This window comes from Avibacterium sp. 20-129, assembly GCF_026226845.1.
In the GTDB taxonomy this organism is placed as follows: Bacteria; Pseudomonadota; Gammaproteobacteria; order Enterobacterales; family Pasteurellaceae; genus Avibacterium.
Genome location: NZ_JAKKOE010000001.1, coordinates 480,838 through 498,784, shown reverse-complemented (window position 1 = coordinate 498,784; position 17,947 = coordinate 480,838). Strand labels below are relative to the sequence as shown.

General features: G+C 38.8%; 17 protein-coding genes and 3 pseudogenes. 12 read left to right on the top strand and 8 right to left on the bottom strand.

Going from position 1 to position 17,947, the window contains the following annotated elements:
- Window positions 1-36 precede the first annotated feature (36 nt).
- From folP to L5B90_RS02340, 8 genes and pseudogenes are all read left to right on the top strand, one after another.
- A complete protein-coding gene (folP, locus tag L5B90_RS02375) occupies window positions 37-861 on the top strand; it encodes a dihydropteroate synthase (protein ID WP_265762042.1) in 825 nt (274 codons plus the stop codon).
- A 60-nt stretch (window positions 862-921) separates the two neighbouring features.
- Window positions 922-2,256: a phosphoglucosamine mutase gene (gene glmM / locus L5B90_RS02370; protein WP_265762041.1), complete on the top strand. Its 1,335-nt coding sequence runs from the start codon at window positions 922-924 to the stop codon at window positions 2,254-2,256.
- Window positions 2,257-2,318: 62 nt separating this feature from the next.
- Window positions 2,319-2,786, top strand: coding sequence for a phosphohistidine phosphatase SixA (sixA, locus tag L5B90_RS02365; protein ID WP_265762040.1), 468 nt, complete (start codon window positions 2,319-2,321; stop codon window positions 2,784-2,786).
- Window positions 2,787-3,009: 223 nt separating this feature from the next.
- Complete coding sequence (locus L5B90_RS02360) at window positions 3,010-4,350, top strand: L-cystine transporter (RefSeq protein WP_250350112.1); 1,341 nt, start codon at window positions 3,010-3,012, stop codon at window positions 4,348-4,350.
- Between the two features lie 127 nt (window positions 4,351-4,477).
- Window positions 4,478-4,686: pseudogene (locus tag L5B90_RS02355) on the top strand (IS3 family transposase); the annotation flags it as partial.
- 42 nt (window positions 4,687-4,728) lie between these two features.
- Window positions 4,729-5,380, top strand: a pseudogene (locus tag L5B90_RS02350) (IS1595 family transposase).
- A gap of 272 nt (window positions 5,381-5,652) precedes the next feature.
- Window positions 5,653-5,859, top strand: a complete 207-nt coding sequence (locus L5B90_RS02345; protein ID WP_265762039.1) for a hypothetical protein — start codon at window positions 5,653-5,655, stop codon at window positions 5,857-5,859.
- Between the two features lie 147 nt (window positions 5,860-6,006).
- Window positions 6,007-6,813 carry a factor H binding protein domain-containing protein gene (locus L5B90_RS02340; protein ID WP_265762038.1) on the top strand — a complete coding sequence of 269 codons (807 nt, stop codon included), beginning with the start codon at window positions 6,007-6,009 and terminating at the stop codon, window positions 6,811-6,813.
- A 228-nt stretch (window positions 6,814-7,041) separates the two neighbouring features.
- On the opposite strand, the gene L5B90_RS02335 is transcribed toward L5B90_RS02340, so the two are convergent.
- Window positions 7,042-7,464 carry a hypothetical protein gene (locus tag L5B90_RS02335; protein ID WP_265762037.1) on the bottom strand — a complete coding sequence of 141 codons (423 nt, stop codon included), beginning with the start codon at window positions 7,462-7,464 and terminating at the stop codon, window positions 7,042-7,044.
- A 659-nt stretch (window positions 7,465-8,123) separates the two neighbouring features.
- Between L5B90_RS02335 and L5B90_RS02330 the strand changes: the two are divergent.
- Window positions 8,124-8,908, top strand: a pseudogene (locus L5B90_RS02330) (IS30 family transposase); the annotation flags it as partial.
- A gap of 12 nt (window positions 8,909-8,920) precedes the next feature.
- Here the strand turns inward: L5B90_RS02330 and L5B90_RS02325 are convergent.
- Window positions 8,921-10,294, bottom strand: a complete 1,374-nt coding sequence (locus tag L5B90_RS02325; RefSeq protein WP_265762036.1) for a Do family serine endopeptidase — start codon at window positions 10,292-10,294, stop codon at window positions 8,921-8,923.
- Window positions 10,295-10,738: 444 nt separating this feature from the next.
- Window positions 10,739-11,323 (bottom strand): FMN-dependent NADH-azoreductase, encoded by a 585-nt coding sequence (locus L5B90_RS02320; RefSeq protein ID WP_265762035.1) that lies wholly within the window; start codon window positions 11,321-11,323, stop codon window positions 10,739-10,741.
- A gap of 181 nt (window positions 11,324-11,504) precedes the next feature.
- On the opposite strand from L5B90_RS02320, the gene sohB reads away from it, so the two are divergent.
- Window positions 11,505-12,563, top strand: coding sequence for a protease SohB (gene sohB, locus L5B90_RS02315; RefSeq protein ID WP_265762034.1), 1,059 nt, complete (start codon window positions 11,505-11,507; stop codon window positions 12,561-12,563).
- A 193-nt stretch (window positions 12,564-12,756) separates the two neighbouring features.
- A complete protein-coding gene (locus L5B90_RS02310) occupies window positions 12,757-13,575 on the top strand; it encodes an OmpA family protein (RefSeq protein WP_265762033.1) in 819 nt (272 codons plus the stop codon).
- Window positions 13,576-13,651: 76 nt separating this feature from the next.
- On the opposite strand, the gene uspE is transcribed toward L5B90_RS02310, so the two are convergent.
- Window positions 13,652-14,575, bottom strand: coding sequence for a universal stress protein UspE (gene uspE, locus L5B90_RS02305; protein ID WP_250364454.1), 924 nt, complete (start codon window positions 14,573-14,575; stop codon window positions 13,652-13,654).
- Window positions 14,576-14,699: 124 nt separating this feature from the next.
- Complete coding sequence (locus L5B90_RS02300) at window positions 14,700-15,473, bottom strand: FNR family transcription factor (protein WP_250364455.1); 774 nt, start codon at window positions 15,471-15,473, stop codon at window positions 14,700-14,702.
- 126 nt (window positions 15,474-15,599) lie between these two features.
- Between L5B90_RS02300 and L5B90_RS02295 the strand changes: the two genes are divergently transcribed.
- Window positions 15,600-15,758, top strand: coding sequence for a hypothetical protein (locus L5B90_RS02295; RefSeq protein ID WP_250350433.1), 159 nt, complete (start codon window positions 15,600-15,602; stop codon window positions 15,756-15,758).
- 18 nt (window positions 15,759-15,776) lie between these two features.
- Here L5B90_RS02295 and ftnA (L5B90_RS02290) read toward each other — a convergent pair whose 3' ends face one another.
- From ftnA (L5B90_RS02290) to L5B90_RS02280, 3 genes are all read right to left on the bottom strand, one after another.
- Entirely contained in the window at window positions 15,777-16,277 is a 501-nt protein-coding gene (gene ftnA, locus L5B90_RS02290; protein WP_250350432.1) for a non-heme ferritin, read from the bottom strand.
- Window positions 16,278-16,298: 21 nt separating this feature from the next.
- Window positions 16,299-16,787 carry a non-heme ferritin gene (ftnA, locus tag L5B90_RS02285; RefSeq protein ID WP_115249686.1) on the bottom strand — a complete coding sequence of 163 codons (489 nt, stop codon included), beginning with the start codon at window positions 16,785-16,787 and terminating at the stop codon, window positions 16,299-16,301.
- Window positions 16,788-17,013: 226 nt separating this feature from the next.
- Window positions 17,014-17,925 carry a lysine exporter LysO family protein gene (locus L5B90_RS02280; RefSeq protein WP_250350430.1) on the bottom strand — a complete coding sequence of 304 codons (912 nt, stop codon included), beginning with the start codon at window positions 17,923-17,925 and terminating at the stop codon, window positions 17,014-17,016.
- Window positions 17,926-17,947: the final 22 nt, after the last annotated feature.

Sequence of the window (17,947 nt, the reverse complement as noted above, 5' to 3'; positions counted from 1 at the left end):
TATAATTGACCGAATTTCGATGCAATATAAAAAATTATGAAGTTACAAGCTAATAATAAAACCCTTTCCTTATCACAGCCCCAAATTATGGGGATTTTAAATTTCACACCAGATTCTTTTTCAGATAGCGGCCTGTTTTTTGACCGCGACAAAGCCTTATTTCAAGTGGAAAAAATGCTTAATGAAGGGGCGACCATTATTGATATTGGGGGAGAATCCACCCGCCCAATGGCAGAAGAAGTGAGTCTTGAGCAAGAATTAGATCGCGTTGTACCTATGGTGGAAGCAGTGAGAAAACGCTTTGATTGTTGGATTTCTGTGGATACATCGAAGGCGCAAGTAATGGCAGAAAGTGCGAAAGTCGGAATGGATTTAATTAATGATATTCGTGCATTAACTGAACCCAATGCATTGCAAACTGCCGTACAATTAGGGTTACCCACCTGCATAATGCATATGCAAGGGCAGCCTCGAACAATGCAACAAAATCCGTATTATGAAAATGTGGTGCAAGAAGTATTAAATTTTCTGGAAAATCGCACCGCACTTTGTTTAGCCGCCGGAATGAAAAAAGAAAACATTATTTGGGATCTGGGCTTTGGGTTTGGGAAAACCGTACAACATAATTATCAATTGTTGCAACAGTTAGCGAAATTTACCCAAGATTATCCTGTCTTAGCCGGCGTTTCGCGTAAATCAATGATTGGCTCGGTATTAGATAAACCTGTTGATGAGCGTATTGTGGGTAGCGTTGCCGCCGTCTTAATTGCCGTCATAAATGGGGCAAAAATTGTGCGTGTCCACGATGTTGCACCCACTTCAGAGGCATTAAAAATTTGGCAAGCGACGCAAATGGCATAATCATAATAGTGTACAATGAATGTACGGATTTTTAACCATAAAAAATAAAAAGGAATACAAATGGCAGAACGCAAATATTTTGGTACTGATGGCGTGCGTGGAAAAGTTGGGACTTCACCGATTACCCCTGATTTTGTCCTTAAACTTGGTTGGGCAGCAGGAAAAGTGCTAGCAACGCAGGGTTACGGTACCGTATTAATTGGGAAAGACACCCGCATTTCAGGCTATATGTTGGAATCCGCCCTTGAGGCAGGTTTGGCGGCAGCAGGGCTTTCCGCCGCTTTTACCGGTCCAATGCCAACCCCTGCCATTGCTTATTTAACGCGCACTTTCCGAGCTGAAGCGGGCATCGTGATTTCAGCTTCTCATAATCCTTATTATGATAACGGGATCAAATTTTTCTCTACTCAAGGCACAAAATTACCCGATGATGTGGAAGAAGCGATTGAGGCAATGCTAGAACAGCCAATGGATTGCGTTGAATCCGCTCAACTCGGGCGCGCAAGCCGTATTAACGACGCAGCAGGGCGTTACATTGAATTTTGTAAAAGCACCTTTCCTGCGCATTTAAGCCTAGAAAATTACAAAATTGTGGTGGACTGTGCCAATGGCGCAACTTACCACATTGCGCCTAATGTAATGCGTGAATTGGGGGCGGAGGTGATCGAAATGGGGACGCAACCAAATGGAATGAACATCAATGAAAAATGTGGTGCGACCGATATTAAAGCCTTGCAGGACAAAGTGTTAGAAACCAAAGCCGATATTGGTTTAGCCTATGATGGTGATGGCGACCGCTTAATCTTAGTGGATCATCTTGGTAATAAAGTGGACGGCGACCAAGCCCTATTTATTATTGCACGCGAAGCCTTACGCGCGGGCAAATTAAAAGGCGGTGTGGTAGGAACATTAATGAGTAATATGCGCCTTGAACTCGCCTTAAAAGAATTAGCGATCCCATTTGTGCGCGCCAATGTGGGCGACCGTTATGTGTTAGAAAAAATGCAAGAAAATGGCTGGTTACTTGGCGGTGAAAACTCAGGTCATATCATTATTGCAGATAAAAATACCACGGGAGATGGCATAATCGCCTCACTGGCGGTATTAGCCGCCATGGTAGAACATCGTTTATCACTCAATGAATTGGCAAGTGCGGTGCAATTATTCCCACAAGTATTAATTAATGTGCGTTTCTCAGGTGGTAGTAATCCATTAGAAAGCGAACAAGTGAAAGCCGTTGCCGTTGAAGTGGAAAAACGCTTAGCAGGTAAGGGACGTATTTTATTAAGAAAATCAGGCACAGAGCCGTTAATTCGTGTAATGGTTGAATGTGAGGATGGCACACTTGCCCAACAATGTGCTGAAGAAATTGCAGAAGCGGTGCGCGCCAATTAACAGTGTGGTGTAAAAGAAGCGAGTTTTTCGCTTCTTTTCTTCTAATTAAATAGAGTAGTAGTATGAAAATTTTTGTAATGCGACACGGCGAGGCGCAGACCATCGCCCCTTCAGACAGCGCAAGACCTCTCACAGAAAAGGGCAAACAGCAAGCATATCAACAAGGGCAATGGTTACATTCTATGAATATTCAGCTGGATAAAGTCCTCGTTAGCCCTTATCTGCGTGCGCAACAAACCTTTGAGCAAGTGAATTTGGCGTATCAAAATCAGCTGCAAACTAAGTGCGAAACCTGGGAGGGGATCACACCCTATGGCGATGCAGGCCTAGTGCGAGATTATTTGAATGTGCTGTCGGAAGACGGTGTGAAAACCTTGCTGATTATTTCTCATTTACCTTTGGTAGGGGATATCGTACGTGAATTGTGCGGCAGAAATCCTGCCAATTTTTACCCAGCCACGCTTGTTGAAGTGGGCATCCATTGTGAAGACACAATAGGAAAAGTGGAAAGCGTCAATTATCCTAGATAGCCTATTGCGTGAGAAAAAGTGCGGTAAAAAATACCGCACTTTTTGTTTTTATTCCTTTTCTTACGGCGTGTAATAGGTTGCCCCTGCCTATAACGAATAATCCTGATTACGTAAGCTAATTTGATAGATCAAAATGGCATAAGATATGCCAAAAACGTCATTGAGCTACACAGATTATCTTATATATTATACTAATGATGATATAAATTAAGGAGTTACAATAATGTGGAGCTATCTTGCACTCAATTTAGCAATTTTTATCGGCTTGTTGATCGGCATAAAATGGTATTTTAATCAAAATCATACCTTATCACGTAGCGTGTTTTTAGGGTTAGTATTAGGGGGATTATTTGGCGGCGCATTGCATTTATTTTATGACGGTAATGTGCCAGTGATGAAAGAAACCCTGAATTGGATTGGCATTGTGGGCAGCGGTTATGTGCGATTATTGCAAATGATCGTAATGCCACTGGTCTTTGTTTCCATTCTCTCTGCGGTTGCACGTTTACAAGGAGCAAGCTCTTTAGGCAAGATTAGTGTCAGTGTTCTTTCTGTATTACTGTTCACCACCGCAATTGCAGCAGTGATAGGGATTACTATGGCAAATTTATTTGATCTCTCAGCCGAAGGGTTGGTGGCAGGTGAGCGTGAGCTTGCTGCACAAGATCGCGTTCTAGGACGCGCAGAAAAGGTGGCAGGTTTAAATGTGCCGACAATGTTGCTTTCTTTTATTCCGAAAAATCCTTTTGCAGAACTTACTGGGGCCAACCCAACTTCAATTATCAGTGTGGTGATTTTTGCCGCATTTCTAGGCGTGGCGATTCTGCGTATTCGTCGAGAGGATGAGGAATTAGCGGCACGATTATCACAAGGTGTTGAAAGTTTAAATAAATTAGTGATGAGCCTTGTTCGTGTGGTGATTCGCCTTACCCCTTATGGCGTTTTGGCCTTGATGACAAAAGTGGTTGCCAACTCAAATCTTGCTGATATTCTTAACTTGCTTGGCTTTATTGTTGCATCTTATTTGGCGATTTTCTTAATGTTCGTGGTACACGGTATTTTACTTGCTTTGGTGAAAGTAAATCCAGTTCGTTACTATCAACAGGCTTTCCCAACGTTACTTTTTGCTTTCACTTCCCGTTCCAGTGCTGCAACAATTCCAATGAATATTGAAACCCAAGTATCAAAATTGAATGTGCCGTCAGCCATTGCGAATTTTGCCGCATCTTTTGGTGCAACAATCGGGCAAAACGGCTGTGCCGGCATTTACCCAGCAATGCTCGCCGTAATGGTTGCGCCAACCGTGGGGATTGATCCAATGTCGTTAGAATTTTTGCTTACCCTTGTATTAGTGGTAACCCTTTCTTCATTCGGCATTGCTGGCGTTGGTGGAGGCGCAACGTTTGCAGCAATTATCGTGCTTTCTACGATGGGCTTACCCTTAGCATTAGTTGGTTTACTCATTTCCATTGAACCTCTCATTGATATGGGGCGCACAGCGTTAAACGTAAACGGGGCAATGACTGCAGGCGTGGTTTCAAGCAGAATTTTGCGTAAAGCTTAATTTTATAAAAAGAGAAGTGCGGTACTTTTTTAGAACTTTTTTCTCGCTTATCAAAAAGGCTAACTTGAGTTGATCTGCCCCCCAAAAGTTGGACTAAACAACCAACTGATTAAGGTGCAGATTTTTTATGATGAAATATACTCAAGATTTCAAACAACAATTGCTCGACTTTTATCTTCAAAATGGAAAAAATCGTTCGCTTACCCGCCAGTATTTTCAACCTACCCAAAGGACGTTAGCACGCCGGATTGCAACATTTAATCATAATGGAATCAATGGATTAGCCCTGTTAGGTAAAAACGCTGTTATTCTGTTGAATTTAAATTAGGGGCTGTCCCAGGTAACGACTAAAAACTCTATTTAGGTTAAAATGACCAAATGAGAAAAAGTCGCTTAAGTCAGCATAAACAAAATAAACTCATTGAGCTGTTTGTCGCAGGCGTTACTGCAAGAACAGCAGCTGAGCGAGTAAATGTAAACAAAACGACGGCAGCGTATTACTTTCATCGCTTACGATTACTTATTTATCAAAACAGCCCCCATTTGGAAATGTTCGATGGTGAAATTGAAGCTGATGAAAGCGATTTCTGTGGCATTCGCAAAGGCAAGCGGGGGTGAGGCGCAGCAGGTAAAACGGCTGTATTTGGGCTTTTAAAGCGCAATGGTAAGGTTTACACCGTCGCGGTGCCAAATACTCAATCTGCGACATTGTTGCCAATCATTCGTGAGCAAGTAAAGCCTGATAGTCTTGTTTACACTGATTTCTACCGAAGTTATGATGTACTTGACGTGAATGAATCTAACCGTTTTCGCATCAATCACAGTACACACTTTGCAGAAAAACAAAATCACATTAACGGAATTGAGAATTTCTGGAATCAAGCGAAACGCCATTTACGCAAATTTAACGGTATTCCTAAAGCGCATTTTGAGCTTTATTTGAAGGAATGCGAATGGCGTTTTAATAACAGTAACTTAAAATCTCAAATTTCTATTTTTAAAACAATTAGTTAAAGGGGATCTAGCCTAGTTATCTAGGGCAGATCCTATTTAATTATCAACCACAAAAGCGTACAAGCGATAATGCAACGCTTGGGGCTGAAAGGAAAAACTAAGCGGAAAAAATATTGTTCTTACCAAGGCGAAGTGGGACATTATTAAGCTTCAACAGCAGGAACTCATTCTGAAGAAAGAAGAACTTAGTGTTCGTAGAGAAGAAATTCAAGCGAATGAAAGATTCGCAAAGCCTCCATTGAAGCAAAACAACAAACCGATTTAAAACACGGTGATATTTTTACCCTTTTGCAAAAAGGGAAATTATGGCTTACTGCATTGATTGCCTCGTTTGTATTGATTATTGTTATTTATGCAATGTATTCTAATAATACAGGCTTTGCCTTGGAAATTCTTAAGATAGGCGGGGTGTTATTGACGGGTTACTTTGCTGGATTTGGACGAGGTAAAGCTGTCGTATTGGAGCGACAGCAGAAAGAAAATCAAGACGATTAATATTAGCCCAACAACAAATGTTGGGCTTTTTATTGCTCGCTAAATCTTAAGTGCTGGTACATTGCGATGTGATCCAGATCACTTTAAAACTCGCCTGATTTTGGTATGATTAACGTCTGTTTTTATTTAAAGTAAAGAGGTAATCTAATGAAATTATTTAAACTTGGCTTATTAACACTTAGTATTGGACTATTAGCAGCTTGTGGTTCTGGTGGTGGAAGTGGTGATAGCAGTGTACCTGCGGGCAATAATAGCAGTGTAAATGGGAATCCTACTACGGATGTGTCGGTTAAAACTGATACAAAATCTATTGATCTAGTCGCTGAACAATATAAAGAGCAAGTTAAAGAAGCGAAACGAATTCAGTTAGCAGATGGAACAGAATTAGAGCTTATTGATTATCCGGTTGGTGTGGTTCAAAAAGATGTAGCTGATGGAAAAGTTAAAGGGATCAACTTACCTTATTCTGTTGTTGGAGCGTGGTTGCCAGATAATGTTAAAGTGGATAAAGAAGGTGTCGTAATTGATCCTCGAGTAGATGAAGAGGATTTTGATATATTTGGTTTACCTACGACGAAAGATCAAATTCCAGTTAGCGGAGTAGCTCAGTATAATGGATATTCACTAGGTGCAATCACATCAGGTAAATTGCAATTAAATGTTGATTTTGGAAATAAAACTGTTGATGGTAAATTATACGAGCGTAAATTTGATAATGGTCAGAATTTACCAGATATTATCCTGACTAAAGGAGTTATAATTCAAGATGCTGAAAACATTGATAAAAAAGATGTTACAGTATTTGGTGGCGTAGCAACATATAAAGGAGTAAACGGCATTTATACTGGTGCATTTATGGGACCGAATGCAGAAGAGGTTGTAGGAGCTGTTGGTTCAGAAGAATACGATATTTATGAAGCCTTTGCTGGGCAAAGAGGCAATATTAAAAACTAATCTGAATATAAACCCTGTTGACCTCAACGGGTTTTCTTTTATATTTACTCCATAGGCGTCGAAACCTACAACCAAAGGCGGTAATCCGCACCCGACAGCATAGCAGTTTTTTTATGCGTAAAATTTATGTTTCTCCTATTTCTCATAACAAATTGAACGCACATATTACTCTATGCCGAGAGGGCGGATAATAAAACACGGCGTAGTAGATGAAATGGTTGCTAATAATTATTTTCTAATCTTTTTATTTAAAAAGAACCTGTATAAATATAATGCTACGTTTTTTTTCGTTAATCTGTTGTGATTATTTAATTTCCGCTTCAGTTCACTAAATAATCCTTCTATCCTATTTGTTGTTTTTTCTATATTTAATTCCAGATATTTCTCATAAGGAAATAAATACTTTTCATAACGTTTTAAACTCGCATAAGCTCCTCGAATATGTTGATGTTTATAAGGAAAATAAACTCGTTCATTTGCCTTTTCTGAACGCTCATTTAAAAATGCTTGACGTGCTAAATACCAATAATGTAATTGCCGATAAAATTCCGCTTTGTGACTACTCTTTAAGGTTTTCACTATCACTTTTAATGCCTTTCCTGCCTCGGATTGATGATTTTTCCTTAACTTTCTCATCACCATCGCTACCATATGAAATTGACACATTGGCGTTGGCGTATTGAGAAAATCTTTCAGTAACCCTCTTCGCCAAGCACACGCTATTTCTAAAAAATGCAAGCATACGAGAAGAAATCGAAAACTTGATTTTTAACAGCCCAAGAACAGAGCAAAGATCCACAAAAACGGTAAATTACTTACGTTAAAAATTCAATAAAAACTGACCGCACTTTAGTTTAAGTGCGGTTGTAATGGTGATGAATGAAATAACTTGACTGCCCGTGGGGATTTGGTAGATTGGAAAATAACATTTAAGAGGGGATATGTCAGATTTAATGTTTTTCATTCGAGGATTACTAGGCTTTTTTTGGTCGTTGATTATCTTGCCTCTGCTTTTTTTAATACCAATAGGTTTATTTATCGTAGGAATGGTTTATTTTGATATTAGCATTCCTTGGTGGGCGTTTTAATTGTAGGCTTGTTGGGTGGATTTTGTTTGGGCGCAATAATTAACACCGTTAAAATATTGCGTAATCAATAATATATCTATTTTAAGAAGAAAAACCTTTCTCTTATAGCAAGGTTTTTTTTATGGCTTGAATTTACAATCTAACTGCAACAAATAAAAAAGTGTGCATAAGGAAATCGACGATAATTTGTTTAGCACAAAACAAAATCACTGATGAGAACTTATGAATACCTACAAACATCTTACCCTTTATGAACGCGAAAAGATAATGGTTTTTCACGCATTAGGCAAAACAATAACCCAGATTGCTCAGCGATTACAGCGACATAAATCGACCATTTCACGAGAATTGAAGCGCTGTCAGGGCGAATATGCGGCATTATCAGCTCAAGAACACTATCAACAACGGGTAGAATGTAAAACCAAGCGAAAGTTAGCCGACCCGAGATTGTTTGATTTCGTCAAGCAAAAGTTCTTAGAAGAGAATTGGTCGCCAGAGCAGATTGCCTCTCGTTTGAAATACGAACAAAGCGTGCTTTCTATTAGCTTTATCAGTATTTACCGAGGGATTTATGCTGGGTGGTTTGATGAGAAAGGGTTATTGCACGGGGCAAGAGGGGCAATTCGGAAATTCCGTCATCGTGGAAAAAGGCGGCATACCAATGACTATGTAGAAAAACGCGGAAAAATCCCTATTAGTCATCATTTAATCGAACGACCAAGCGAAGCCGTTTAGGCGATTGGGAAGCTGATATGGTGTTGGGCGTAGCAGGCAAAGCCTATTTATTGACCTTGACGGATAGAAAAAGCCGTTTTCCCATCGTCAGAAAATTGCCCGCAAAGCGGGCAGAAAGTGTTGCCAAGGTAATGGCTGAAGCCTTGCACAATCTAACCTTTAGAAAGCATTTCCCCCGATAGAGGGAAGGAATTTGCAAAACATCAGCAGGTAACGGAACGACTTCAGGTTGAATTTTACTTTCCATTACCCATCAACCTTGGCAAAGAGGAAAAAAGTTTTCTTTATTGCACTAGCAAGTAGAAATTTGTTTTACCACGCAAAATATTTAATGCGATAGTAGAAGGTTTATCTTTAAGTGATTTACGTAGTTGATCCAAGTTTTCAACTGGTGTGCGGTTTATACCAATAATCACATCTCCGTCTTTTAAGCCTAAGCGTTGAGCAAGTGATTTATCTTTAATTTTGCTAATTTCAACGCCTTTTTGTCCTTTTGCATTGTAGTTACTTAACTCGGCACCTTCTAATGCAGGAAGAAGGTTTGTTGCACTGGCTTTTACTTCTTCATCTGGTTGTAGTGTGACGGAAGTTGTATGGGATTTGCCATCGCGTAAATAGGTTAATTCAACGCTTTTACCTGCCCCTGTCGTGGCGATTTTTGCACGCAATTCGGCGAAGCTAGACAGTTTTTGCCCGTTAATGGCGGTGATTACGTCGCCAGCTTGTAAGCCTGCTTTTTCAGCAGCAGAATCAGGTAACACTTCACTTATAAATGCCCCTTGTTGTGCATTTATTTTGAGTGCTTTAGCTAGCTCAGCATTGAGTTCAGCGCCTTTTATACCTAATAATCCACGGCGAACTTCACCAAATTCAAGGATTTGTTTCACAAGGCTGTTTGCCATATTACTTGGAATGGCGAAAGCGATTCCGGCATTTCCTCCACTTGGTGAGATAATTGCTGTATTGATACCAATTAATTCACCATTAAGATTGAGTAATGGCCCTCCTGAATTGCCTTGGTTTACTGCAGCATCAGTTTGAATGTAATTTTCATAGCTACCTTTTTCTGAACCTGTTGAACGCCCAAGAGCAGAGACAATGCCTGAAGTCACCGTCTGTCCTAGACCAAAGGGATTTCCAACAGCCACAGTGTAATCGCCAACACGTAGTTTATCAGAGTCAGCCATTTTGATCTCAGTAAGGTTTTTCGGATCTTCTAGTTGAATTAAAGCAATATCTGAAAGCTCATCAGCCCCCACTAATTTTGCGTTAAATTCACGTCCGTCTTGTAATTTCACCGTGATTTTATCTGCTTGATCAATCACGTGATTGTTCGTGAGTACATAACCTTTTTCGGCATTGATAATCACACCAGAACCAAGACCTTTGAAACTGCGCGGTGAGTTATTATTAAAAATTTCTGGCCCGAAGAAAAACTTGAACTCTTCAGGAATATCGTCATTTTGGAAACGGGTTTTTTGTTTTCCTTCCACTGCAATGGAAACGACGCTAGGTAGCACTTGCTCTAGCATTGGGGCTAAAGTAGGGGTGCTAGAAAGCGTGCTTGGAGGGGGCAATGTTGCCATTGAGTTTACAGAGGTACCAAGCACGGTTAAGCCAAGAGCGATACTGGTTAATAAAAAATGTTTTCTTTTCACTTTATTTCTCCATTTCGTTACTAAGTGTCATTTTAAAATAAGAACAGATCTCCATTTTTAAAGGAGTTCACGCTATTTTCTTTCATTGCTGAAAGTATGTTTATTGTGTTGCTTAAGACAAAGAAAATAAAAAATTGTTCGTAAAAATTGTATGATTTTTGAGAAATTACAAAAAAAGAGGTAAATGAGTAGATATTTTTAACTTAGCCCTCATTTATACTATTTTTTTATCTTTTTATAAAAGATAAAGTGCGGTGTAAATTTTTGGTGATTTCTGTATCACAGCTGATTAATAATACGAGCTATTAGATGAGAGAGGTAATCCGAGAATGCATAATGCAGTTATCGCTTGTTATTAATGTATTCAATCAATATTAGCCTTGATTGGATTGGTGCTAAAAGAAAAAGAGCTAGGAAAGCCTGCTCTTTTTTCTTTAAAAGACATTAAATTAATGTATCCACTTTTGCTTTTGCTTGTTCTTGCGATTTAGCGGCGACTTCTGCCCCCGATCCTACGCCTTCTACATAAACAAATTCCACATCATTAATGCCGATAAAACCAAGGAATGTTTTCAAATAGGGGGTGATAACATCCGTGACTTGCCCTTGGTGTACGCCGCCGAAAGAGGCTAATACAATGGCTTTTTTCCCTTTTACTAAGCCTTCAGGGCCATTTTCGGTATATTGGAAAGTGACACGTGGGCGAGCAATGAAATCAATGTAGCTTTTTAATTGGGTTGGAATATTAAAGTTGTACATTGGTGCATTGATAATAAGGGTATCAGCATTTTTTAATTCTGCGACCAATTCATCTGAAAGTGCCAGTAATGCTTTATCTTGTTCGGTTTTTGGTTCGCCACGCAAGGCATTGGCAGCAATACCATCAAAATGTGGCAATGGGTTCGCGCCTAAATCACGCTCAACCACTTCGGTGCCAGTAGGTAATTTTGATACAAGGTAGTCAGCAAGCTGATTTGTTTGTGAGTAATCGCCAAGAATACTTGATTTTAAAACAAGAACTTTCGACATAAGAAATCCTTAAATTGTGCTTATTATAAAGTGCGGTCATTATAGAGGGAATTTTTTCTAGAACAATGGAATAAAAGGAAAAAGATTTTTTCTTAATCGTAAATAATCAGCGAGAAATTGCACTTTGTCAGAAATGCTTTATGATCGCATTTTGATTTTTATTTAACAACAAGGACAGATTATGTGGTCAGAATTAGCAATGGGCTATGGCTTATTTATTTTAGAAATTCTTACAGTGTTATTGGTTATTACTGGCATTGTCGCGATGATTATGGCGTTTAAACAGAAAAAATCTCATCAAGCAGGGGAGTTGGTCATCACCGATTTATCGCAAGAATATGAAGAAAATGCCAAGCGTTTGGCGGAGTTTCATCTTTCTGAAGAAGCGTTAAAACAAGTAGAAAAAGCACGCAAAAAAGAGGATAAACAAAAAGCAAAAGCAGAAAAAGAAAAACGTAAAAAAGGTGAAAGTCCAGAAAATGAACGCAAGCCCCATTTATTTGTGTTGAACTTTAAAGGGGATATTTCTGCTTCAGAAACCACCGCACTTCGCGAGGAAGTGAGTGCTATTATCGCCGTAGCCAAACCAGAAGATGAAGTGCTGCTGCGTTTAGAAAGCCCCGGTGGTGTGGTTCACGGTTATGGGCTTGCGGCTTCCCAGTTAGCACGCTTAAAACAGCATCAGATTAAATTAACCGTGGCAGTGGATAAAGTAGCAGCCAGTGGAGGCTATATGATGGCGTGCGTGGCGGATAACATTATTGCCGCACCTTTCGCTATTATTGGTTCAGTAGGGGTGGTGGCACAAGTGCCGAATATTCATCGTTTACTGAAAAAACACGATGTGGATGTGGACGTGATGACCGCGGGAGAATATAAACGTACAGTCACTTTACTTGGTGAAAATACGGAAAAAGGGAAAGAAAAATTCCAGCAAGAATTAGAAGAAACCCATCAATTATTTAAACAATTTGTTGCACAGCATCGTCCACAGGTTGATATTGAGCAGGTAGCCACTGGAGAGCATTGGTTTGGGCAGCACGCGTTAGGATTAAACTTAGTTGATGAAATTGCCACCAGCGATGATGTGATCCTACGAGCGATTAAAGATAAATTTGTCGTTTCGGTGAAATACGCAATGAAAAAATCCCTTGTACAGAAATTAGGGAAACAAGCGGAAGAAAGTGCAGATAATGTGCTATTGGGGTGGTTAAAACGTAATGAGCGAACATTATTTTAAGAACTTGAATGTTCTTTACAAAAGATGACAAAAATTTTAGAACATCACTGCCGTTTATAGACTTTATTAATTTACTTTACGGCAGATTGCCATTAGTATATTGGATGTTAGATATAGGAAATCTTTCAGATATATTCTAAGCGTTTAGTTTTATAGAAATTAATCAATAAAATCAGATATTAAGGTACATAAAATGAAACTATCACATATTTTGTTTTCTGCAATTGCTGCGACAACCTTAGCGGCTTGTGGAAACTTAAGTAAAGTTAATGATGACGGTACATCAGATAACCTTGTGTGGCCAAAAATTGAGGATTCTACATTTAATCATAATGGTAGCCAGTATGGTTCTTGGCCAAATTGGGATAATGTGAGAATGATTGAGCGTGGTATGAATAAAGATCAAATTTATAATTTAATCGATCGTCCACATTTTGCAGAAGGGTTATTTGGTGTTCGTGAGTGGGATTATGTGTTTAATTACCGTGAAAATGGCGAGCATAAAATCTGTCAATACAAAATTTTATTTGACAAAGATATGAATGCACAAAGTTTCTTCTGGTATCCGAATGGTTGTAATGGCAGTTTATCTTTCAGTTTAAAAGGTGATGTCCTATTTAATTTTGATAAAGATCAGCTTTCATCAAAAGGATTAGAAGTGATTGATAATGTGGCTGCACAGCTTAAATCCGCTGGAGCAAAAGAAGTCAAAGTTTCAGGACATACCGATCGTTTAGGCTCGGCAGAATATAATTTGCAGCTTTCTAAACGTCGTGCAGAGCGTGTTAAGGCACGTTTAATTGAACAAGGCGTTCAGGCTAATATTGAAGCTATCGGTTATGGTAAGGAATATCAAGTTAAATCTTGTGATAACGTAACGGGTCAAGCATTAAAAGACTGCTTACGAGAAAATCGTCGTGTAGAAATTTCTTCGTCAGGAAAATTAGTAAAACAGCAAGAAAATTCAACGCAGGGTGGGCCTATTGGTCCAGCACCGCTTTATGCAAAATAATCTACTGTTTTAGCTGTTGAAATGAAAAAAGCTGAGCTCAATATTGAGGTCAGCTTTTTTATATGCTCATTTGGGGCTATTTGTCATTCGGTTTAATTGCCAATAAATTACAATTTAATTTGCTGATAACGTGTTCTGCGGTGTTTCCAAGAAAAGCTGCAGAAAGACCGGTTCTACCGATTGTGCCTAGCACCACCATTTCCGCCCCTAATTCTTTCGCCACTTCAGGGATAATATCTTCTGGGAAACCTTCTCTAACGTGGGTGTGATCTTCATCAATATTGAAATGTTGGCGTAGGGCTTTCATATTGAGCAAGTATTGTCCGCGAATACTATTACTGTAATCAGCCGCGCTAAATTCAGGTAAGTCGATTGCCATATTGATTGGTGTTGGTGGATAAGCGGTAACAAGGTGTACATTTCCGCGTTCTAAGCTATCGGCTAAATCAATACCTAGTGTCACTAATTCATTATTCAGTAAGCTATGATGCTCTTCGTCATCAGACACATTGACCGCAACTAAAATACGGCGTTGATGTTTCCAATCTCCGTCCTTTACGATCATTATTGGAGCGGGGCATTTACGTAATAATTGCCAATCCATCGGGGTAAAAATAAGTGATGTAATGCTTTCTTCTTCCTGTGTATATTTCACGACAAGATCGTAGTGATTTTTTTCCACTTCTTCCGCGATGGCTTCCGCTTCATTACTATGCCAAACAACCTTTGAATAAAATTCAATATTTGGATCGGCGTATTTTTCTAAATAAGGCTTAATGACTTTTTGGCGTTGTTCAATAACACCTTGGTGCATATTTTCACGTTCTTCTGAAGAAAGCAGCGCGGACATTTCGTAAGATAAATCATAAACCGTCATAAACGTGGTAATGTTTACTTTATTTTCACTTTTTTGTTCTTTGACTAAACGCACCGCACGAGCAAGGGCATATTGCTTTTCATTTTCAGGATTTAACACAACCAAGATATTTTTAAATTTCATAACAACCTCCAAATGTTGGCTAATTGGCTTATAGCATAGAAAAGATTGGCAAGAATAACAAGTTAGTGTGGAAAAAAACGTGATCTAGTGCAACATATTGTTGCACTAGTTGCGTGAAAGCCAATTAGCTGACCATTTGAATACGCGTTTTGGTTACTCCTGCTAATTGGGATAACTCTGCCATATTATTTATGGTTATATATTTTCCTTGAACCGAGAGCATTCCTGACTTTTGGAAACGTCCTAGCAAACGGCTAATGGTTTCAACGGTTAAACCTAAATAATTGCCAATATCGCCACGCGTCATCGTTAAACGGAACTCTCGTGCAGAGAAACCACGAGCCGAGTAACGACGAGAAAGGTTATGAATAAACGCCGCCAAGCGTTCTTCGGCATTCATTTTAGACAGTAAGAGAATCATTTCTTGATCACTTTTAATTTCATTACTCATTAAACGCATAATTTGTTGGCGTAATTTGGGCATTTTGCCTGATAAGTCATCTAAAATATCAAAAGGGATCTCGCAGACCATTGCGGTTTCTAAAGCCTGTGCAAAACTTGGATGTTGCATATTCATAATTGCGTCAAAGCCGACGAGATCACCGGGCAAATGGAAAGAGGTAATTTGTTCCTCACCTGTTTCACTAATCGTATAAGATTTAATCGTGCCAGAACGAATTGCATAGAGAGAATGAAGGGAGTCGCCTGCTTTAAATAAGACTTGAGATTTTTGGATCGGTTTTTTGCGTTCGATAATGTTATCAAGCTGGTCTAGTTCGTGTTCATTTAATGTGAAAGGAATACAGAGTTGGCTGATACTACAATCTTGGCAGTGAATGGCACAGCCGCCGGATTGAACACGACGCCCAATTTTACTGTCATTAGCTAAAATTTTCATTTAATCCTCAAATAACTCGGTAAAGCAGAAAAAATCATATAAAATTGATCTAACGCAAGAAATAATACCACTAAATGGTAAAATTAAGAAGTTTTAAATAGTTAAATAATTGTTAAGGAAATCCTAATGGCCACTGAAAAGCTAACAAAAAAACGTTTAATTCAAATTATTTTAATGCTTTGCATACTTCTTTCCGCCTTTTTCTACCGCACTTGTCATTATCAACAAATCCAAAGTGCGGTGGAAAATCAGCAAATTTTGGACAAAGAAAAAGCCAGCGAATAACTGGCTTTATACTGATAACTAAGCGTGATTAACTGCAAGTTTGGCAAGGTCTTTATCCACAAGGAACAGGCCTTTGCCGTCATCGCCGAGAAGATTCAGTTTATCTAAAATACCACTGAATAATTTTTCTTCTTCGTGTTGTTCTGCCACATACCATTGTAAGAAATTGAATGCAGAGAAGTCTTTTTCTTCAAAGGTTTTTCCAACTAATTCATTGATTTTACTGGTAATTAATTTTTCATGTTGGTAAGTGGTTTCAATCACTTGTTTTAATGAACTAAATTCGTGCGGTGGTGCATCAATTTCACTGATGATTGGCAATGCCCCTGTTTCAGTTAAATAAGTGAATAACTTACGCATATGTTGCATTTCTTCCGCTGCGTGAGCAGACAAAAATTGTGCTGCACCGTCAAAACCTTGTTGTTCGCACCAAGCGCTCATTTGTAAATATAAGTTTGAGGAATAAAATTCCAAATTCATTTGATCGTTTAATAATTTAATCACGTTGTTTGATAACATTTTTTTCTCCTTTTATTCTGATTATTCTAATGTAGCTAAATCGCGGTCGATGTAGTAAAGCGAGCGTCCGTCTTCACCAACCAAATTAAATTTATCAATAATGCTACTGAATAATTTTTCTTCTTCGTGTTGTTCTGCCACGTACCATTGCAAGAAATTGAAAGTAGAGTAGTCTTTATGCTCAAAGGTAACTTCCACCAGTTCATTGATTTTTGCGGTAACAAATTTTTCGTGTTCAAGCGTGATCTCAAAGACTTCTTTTAACGATTTGTAATCATTTTTTGGTGCTTCAATTTTGCCTAATAATGGCATACCGGTTGTTTCATTTACATAGGTGAATAATTTTTGCATATGCATCATTTCTTCATCTGCGTGGCGTAGCAAAAAGGCTGCTGCGCCTTCATAGCCATTTGCTGAGCACCAAGCGCTCATTTGTAAATACACATTGGAAGAATAAAATTCCAAATTAATTTGTTCGTTTAATTTCTTAATAATCGCGTCTTGTAACATAGCCACTCCTTTCCTTAATGATTAACTAGACTGGGCATAGTTTAACCAGTTTTTTCTTTTTTGCAACTAAAAATATTTATAAGTTATTAATTTTAAAAGGAAATTTTAATAATAATTATTCTATTTGAGAGAATCATTCTTATTGCTAAATATTAAAAAGAAAAGTGCGGTAGAAATTGAATGGATTTTTCAGCCTATATAGAAGATACAGGCTGAAAGTGAATAATTAAGCAAGTGGAATGCTGGAAAAAAATACTAACAAAATTGGCGGTACTATATTCGTTACAAAGCCGAAGCTAATCGCCAGTGGGACAACTTCAATGCCGCCAGAACGTTGAATAATGGGCAAGGTGCAATCTAATGCGGTTGCACCAGCCATTCCGACTGCGGTAGAGCGATACTTAAACATAAAGAAGGGAATAATAAATAAACTCAGAATTTCCCGTGAGAGATCATTAAAAAATGCGATACTGCCAAATACCGGCCCCCAAGCATCATTGATCACAACGCTAGAAAGGGAATACCAGCCAAACCCAGATGCAATGGCTAAACCTTGCGTCATTGGTAAATCAAGGACATAAGCGGAAATGATACCGCCTAGCAAGGAAGTAATAATAAAAACAATCCCCGTATAAATGCCACGCTTATTGAAGATCACCTCACGTAACGCAATACCATTATTACGCAGTTGAATGCCGACAAAAAAGATCAACAGAACCAAAGCATAAGTACTTGTACTAAAAGGAAAGGCGAGCCATTCTTTGGTCAAAATCCCCACCATAAAACCAATCAATACCATTGAGCAAAGTTTGGCACTATCCAATAATAATCGCCCACGGGAAGGTAAATCTTTGCCCAAACGTTTAAGTGGCAATGGGTAAAGTTTGTCATAGAGCATTAAGCCAATAATATTGCAACTTTGAATGATTAAAGCAAAGCTAAAGGCAGAAATGCCAATTAACGGTAACGTGTTGGCAAGATCGTCTAAATGCCCTAAAGATACGCCCATAATGAACAAAATGACATAAAGCAGAAGCATTACTATTTGGTTTATACGCTGTAAAAGTGCGGTGTTTTTTGTCTTAAAAAAATAGCCTAAACACATGGGTGCGAGGACGATAAGTAATCCTTCAAACACAGTTTTTTCCTTAAAATGATGA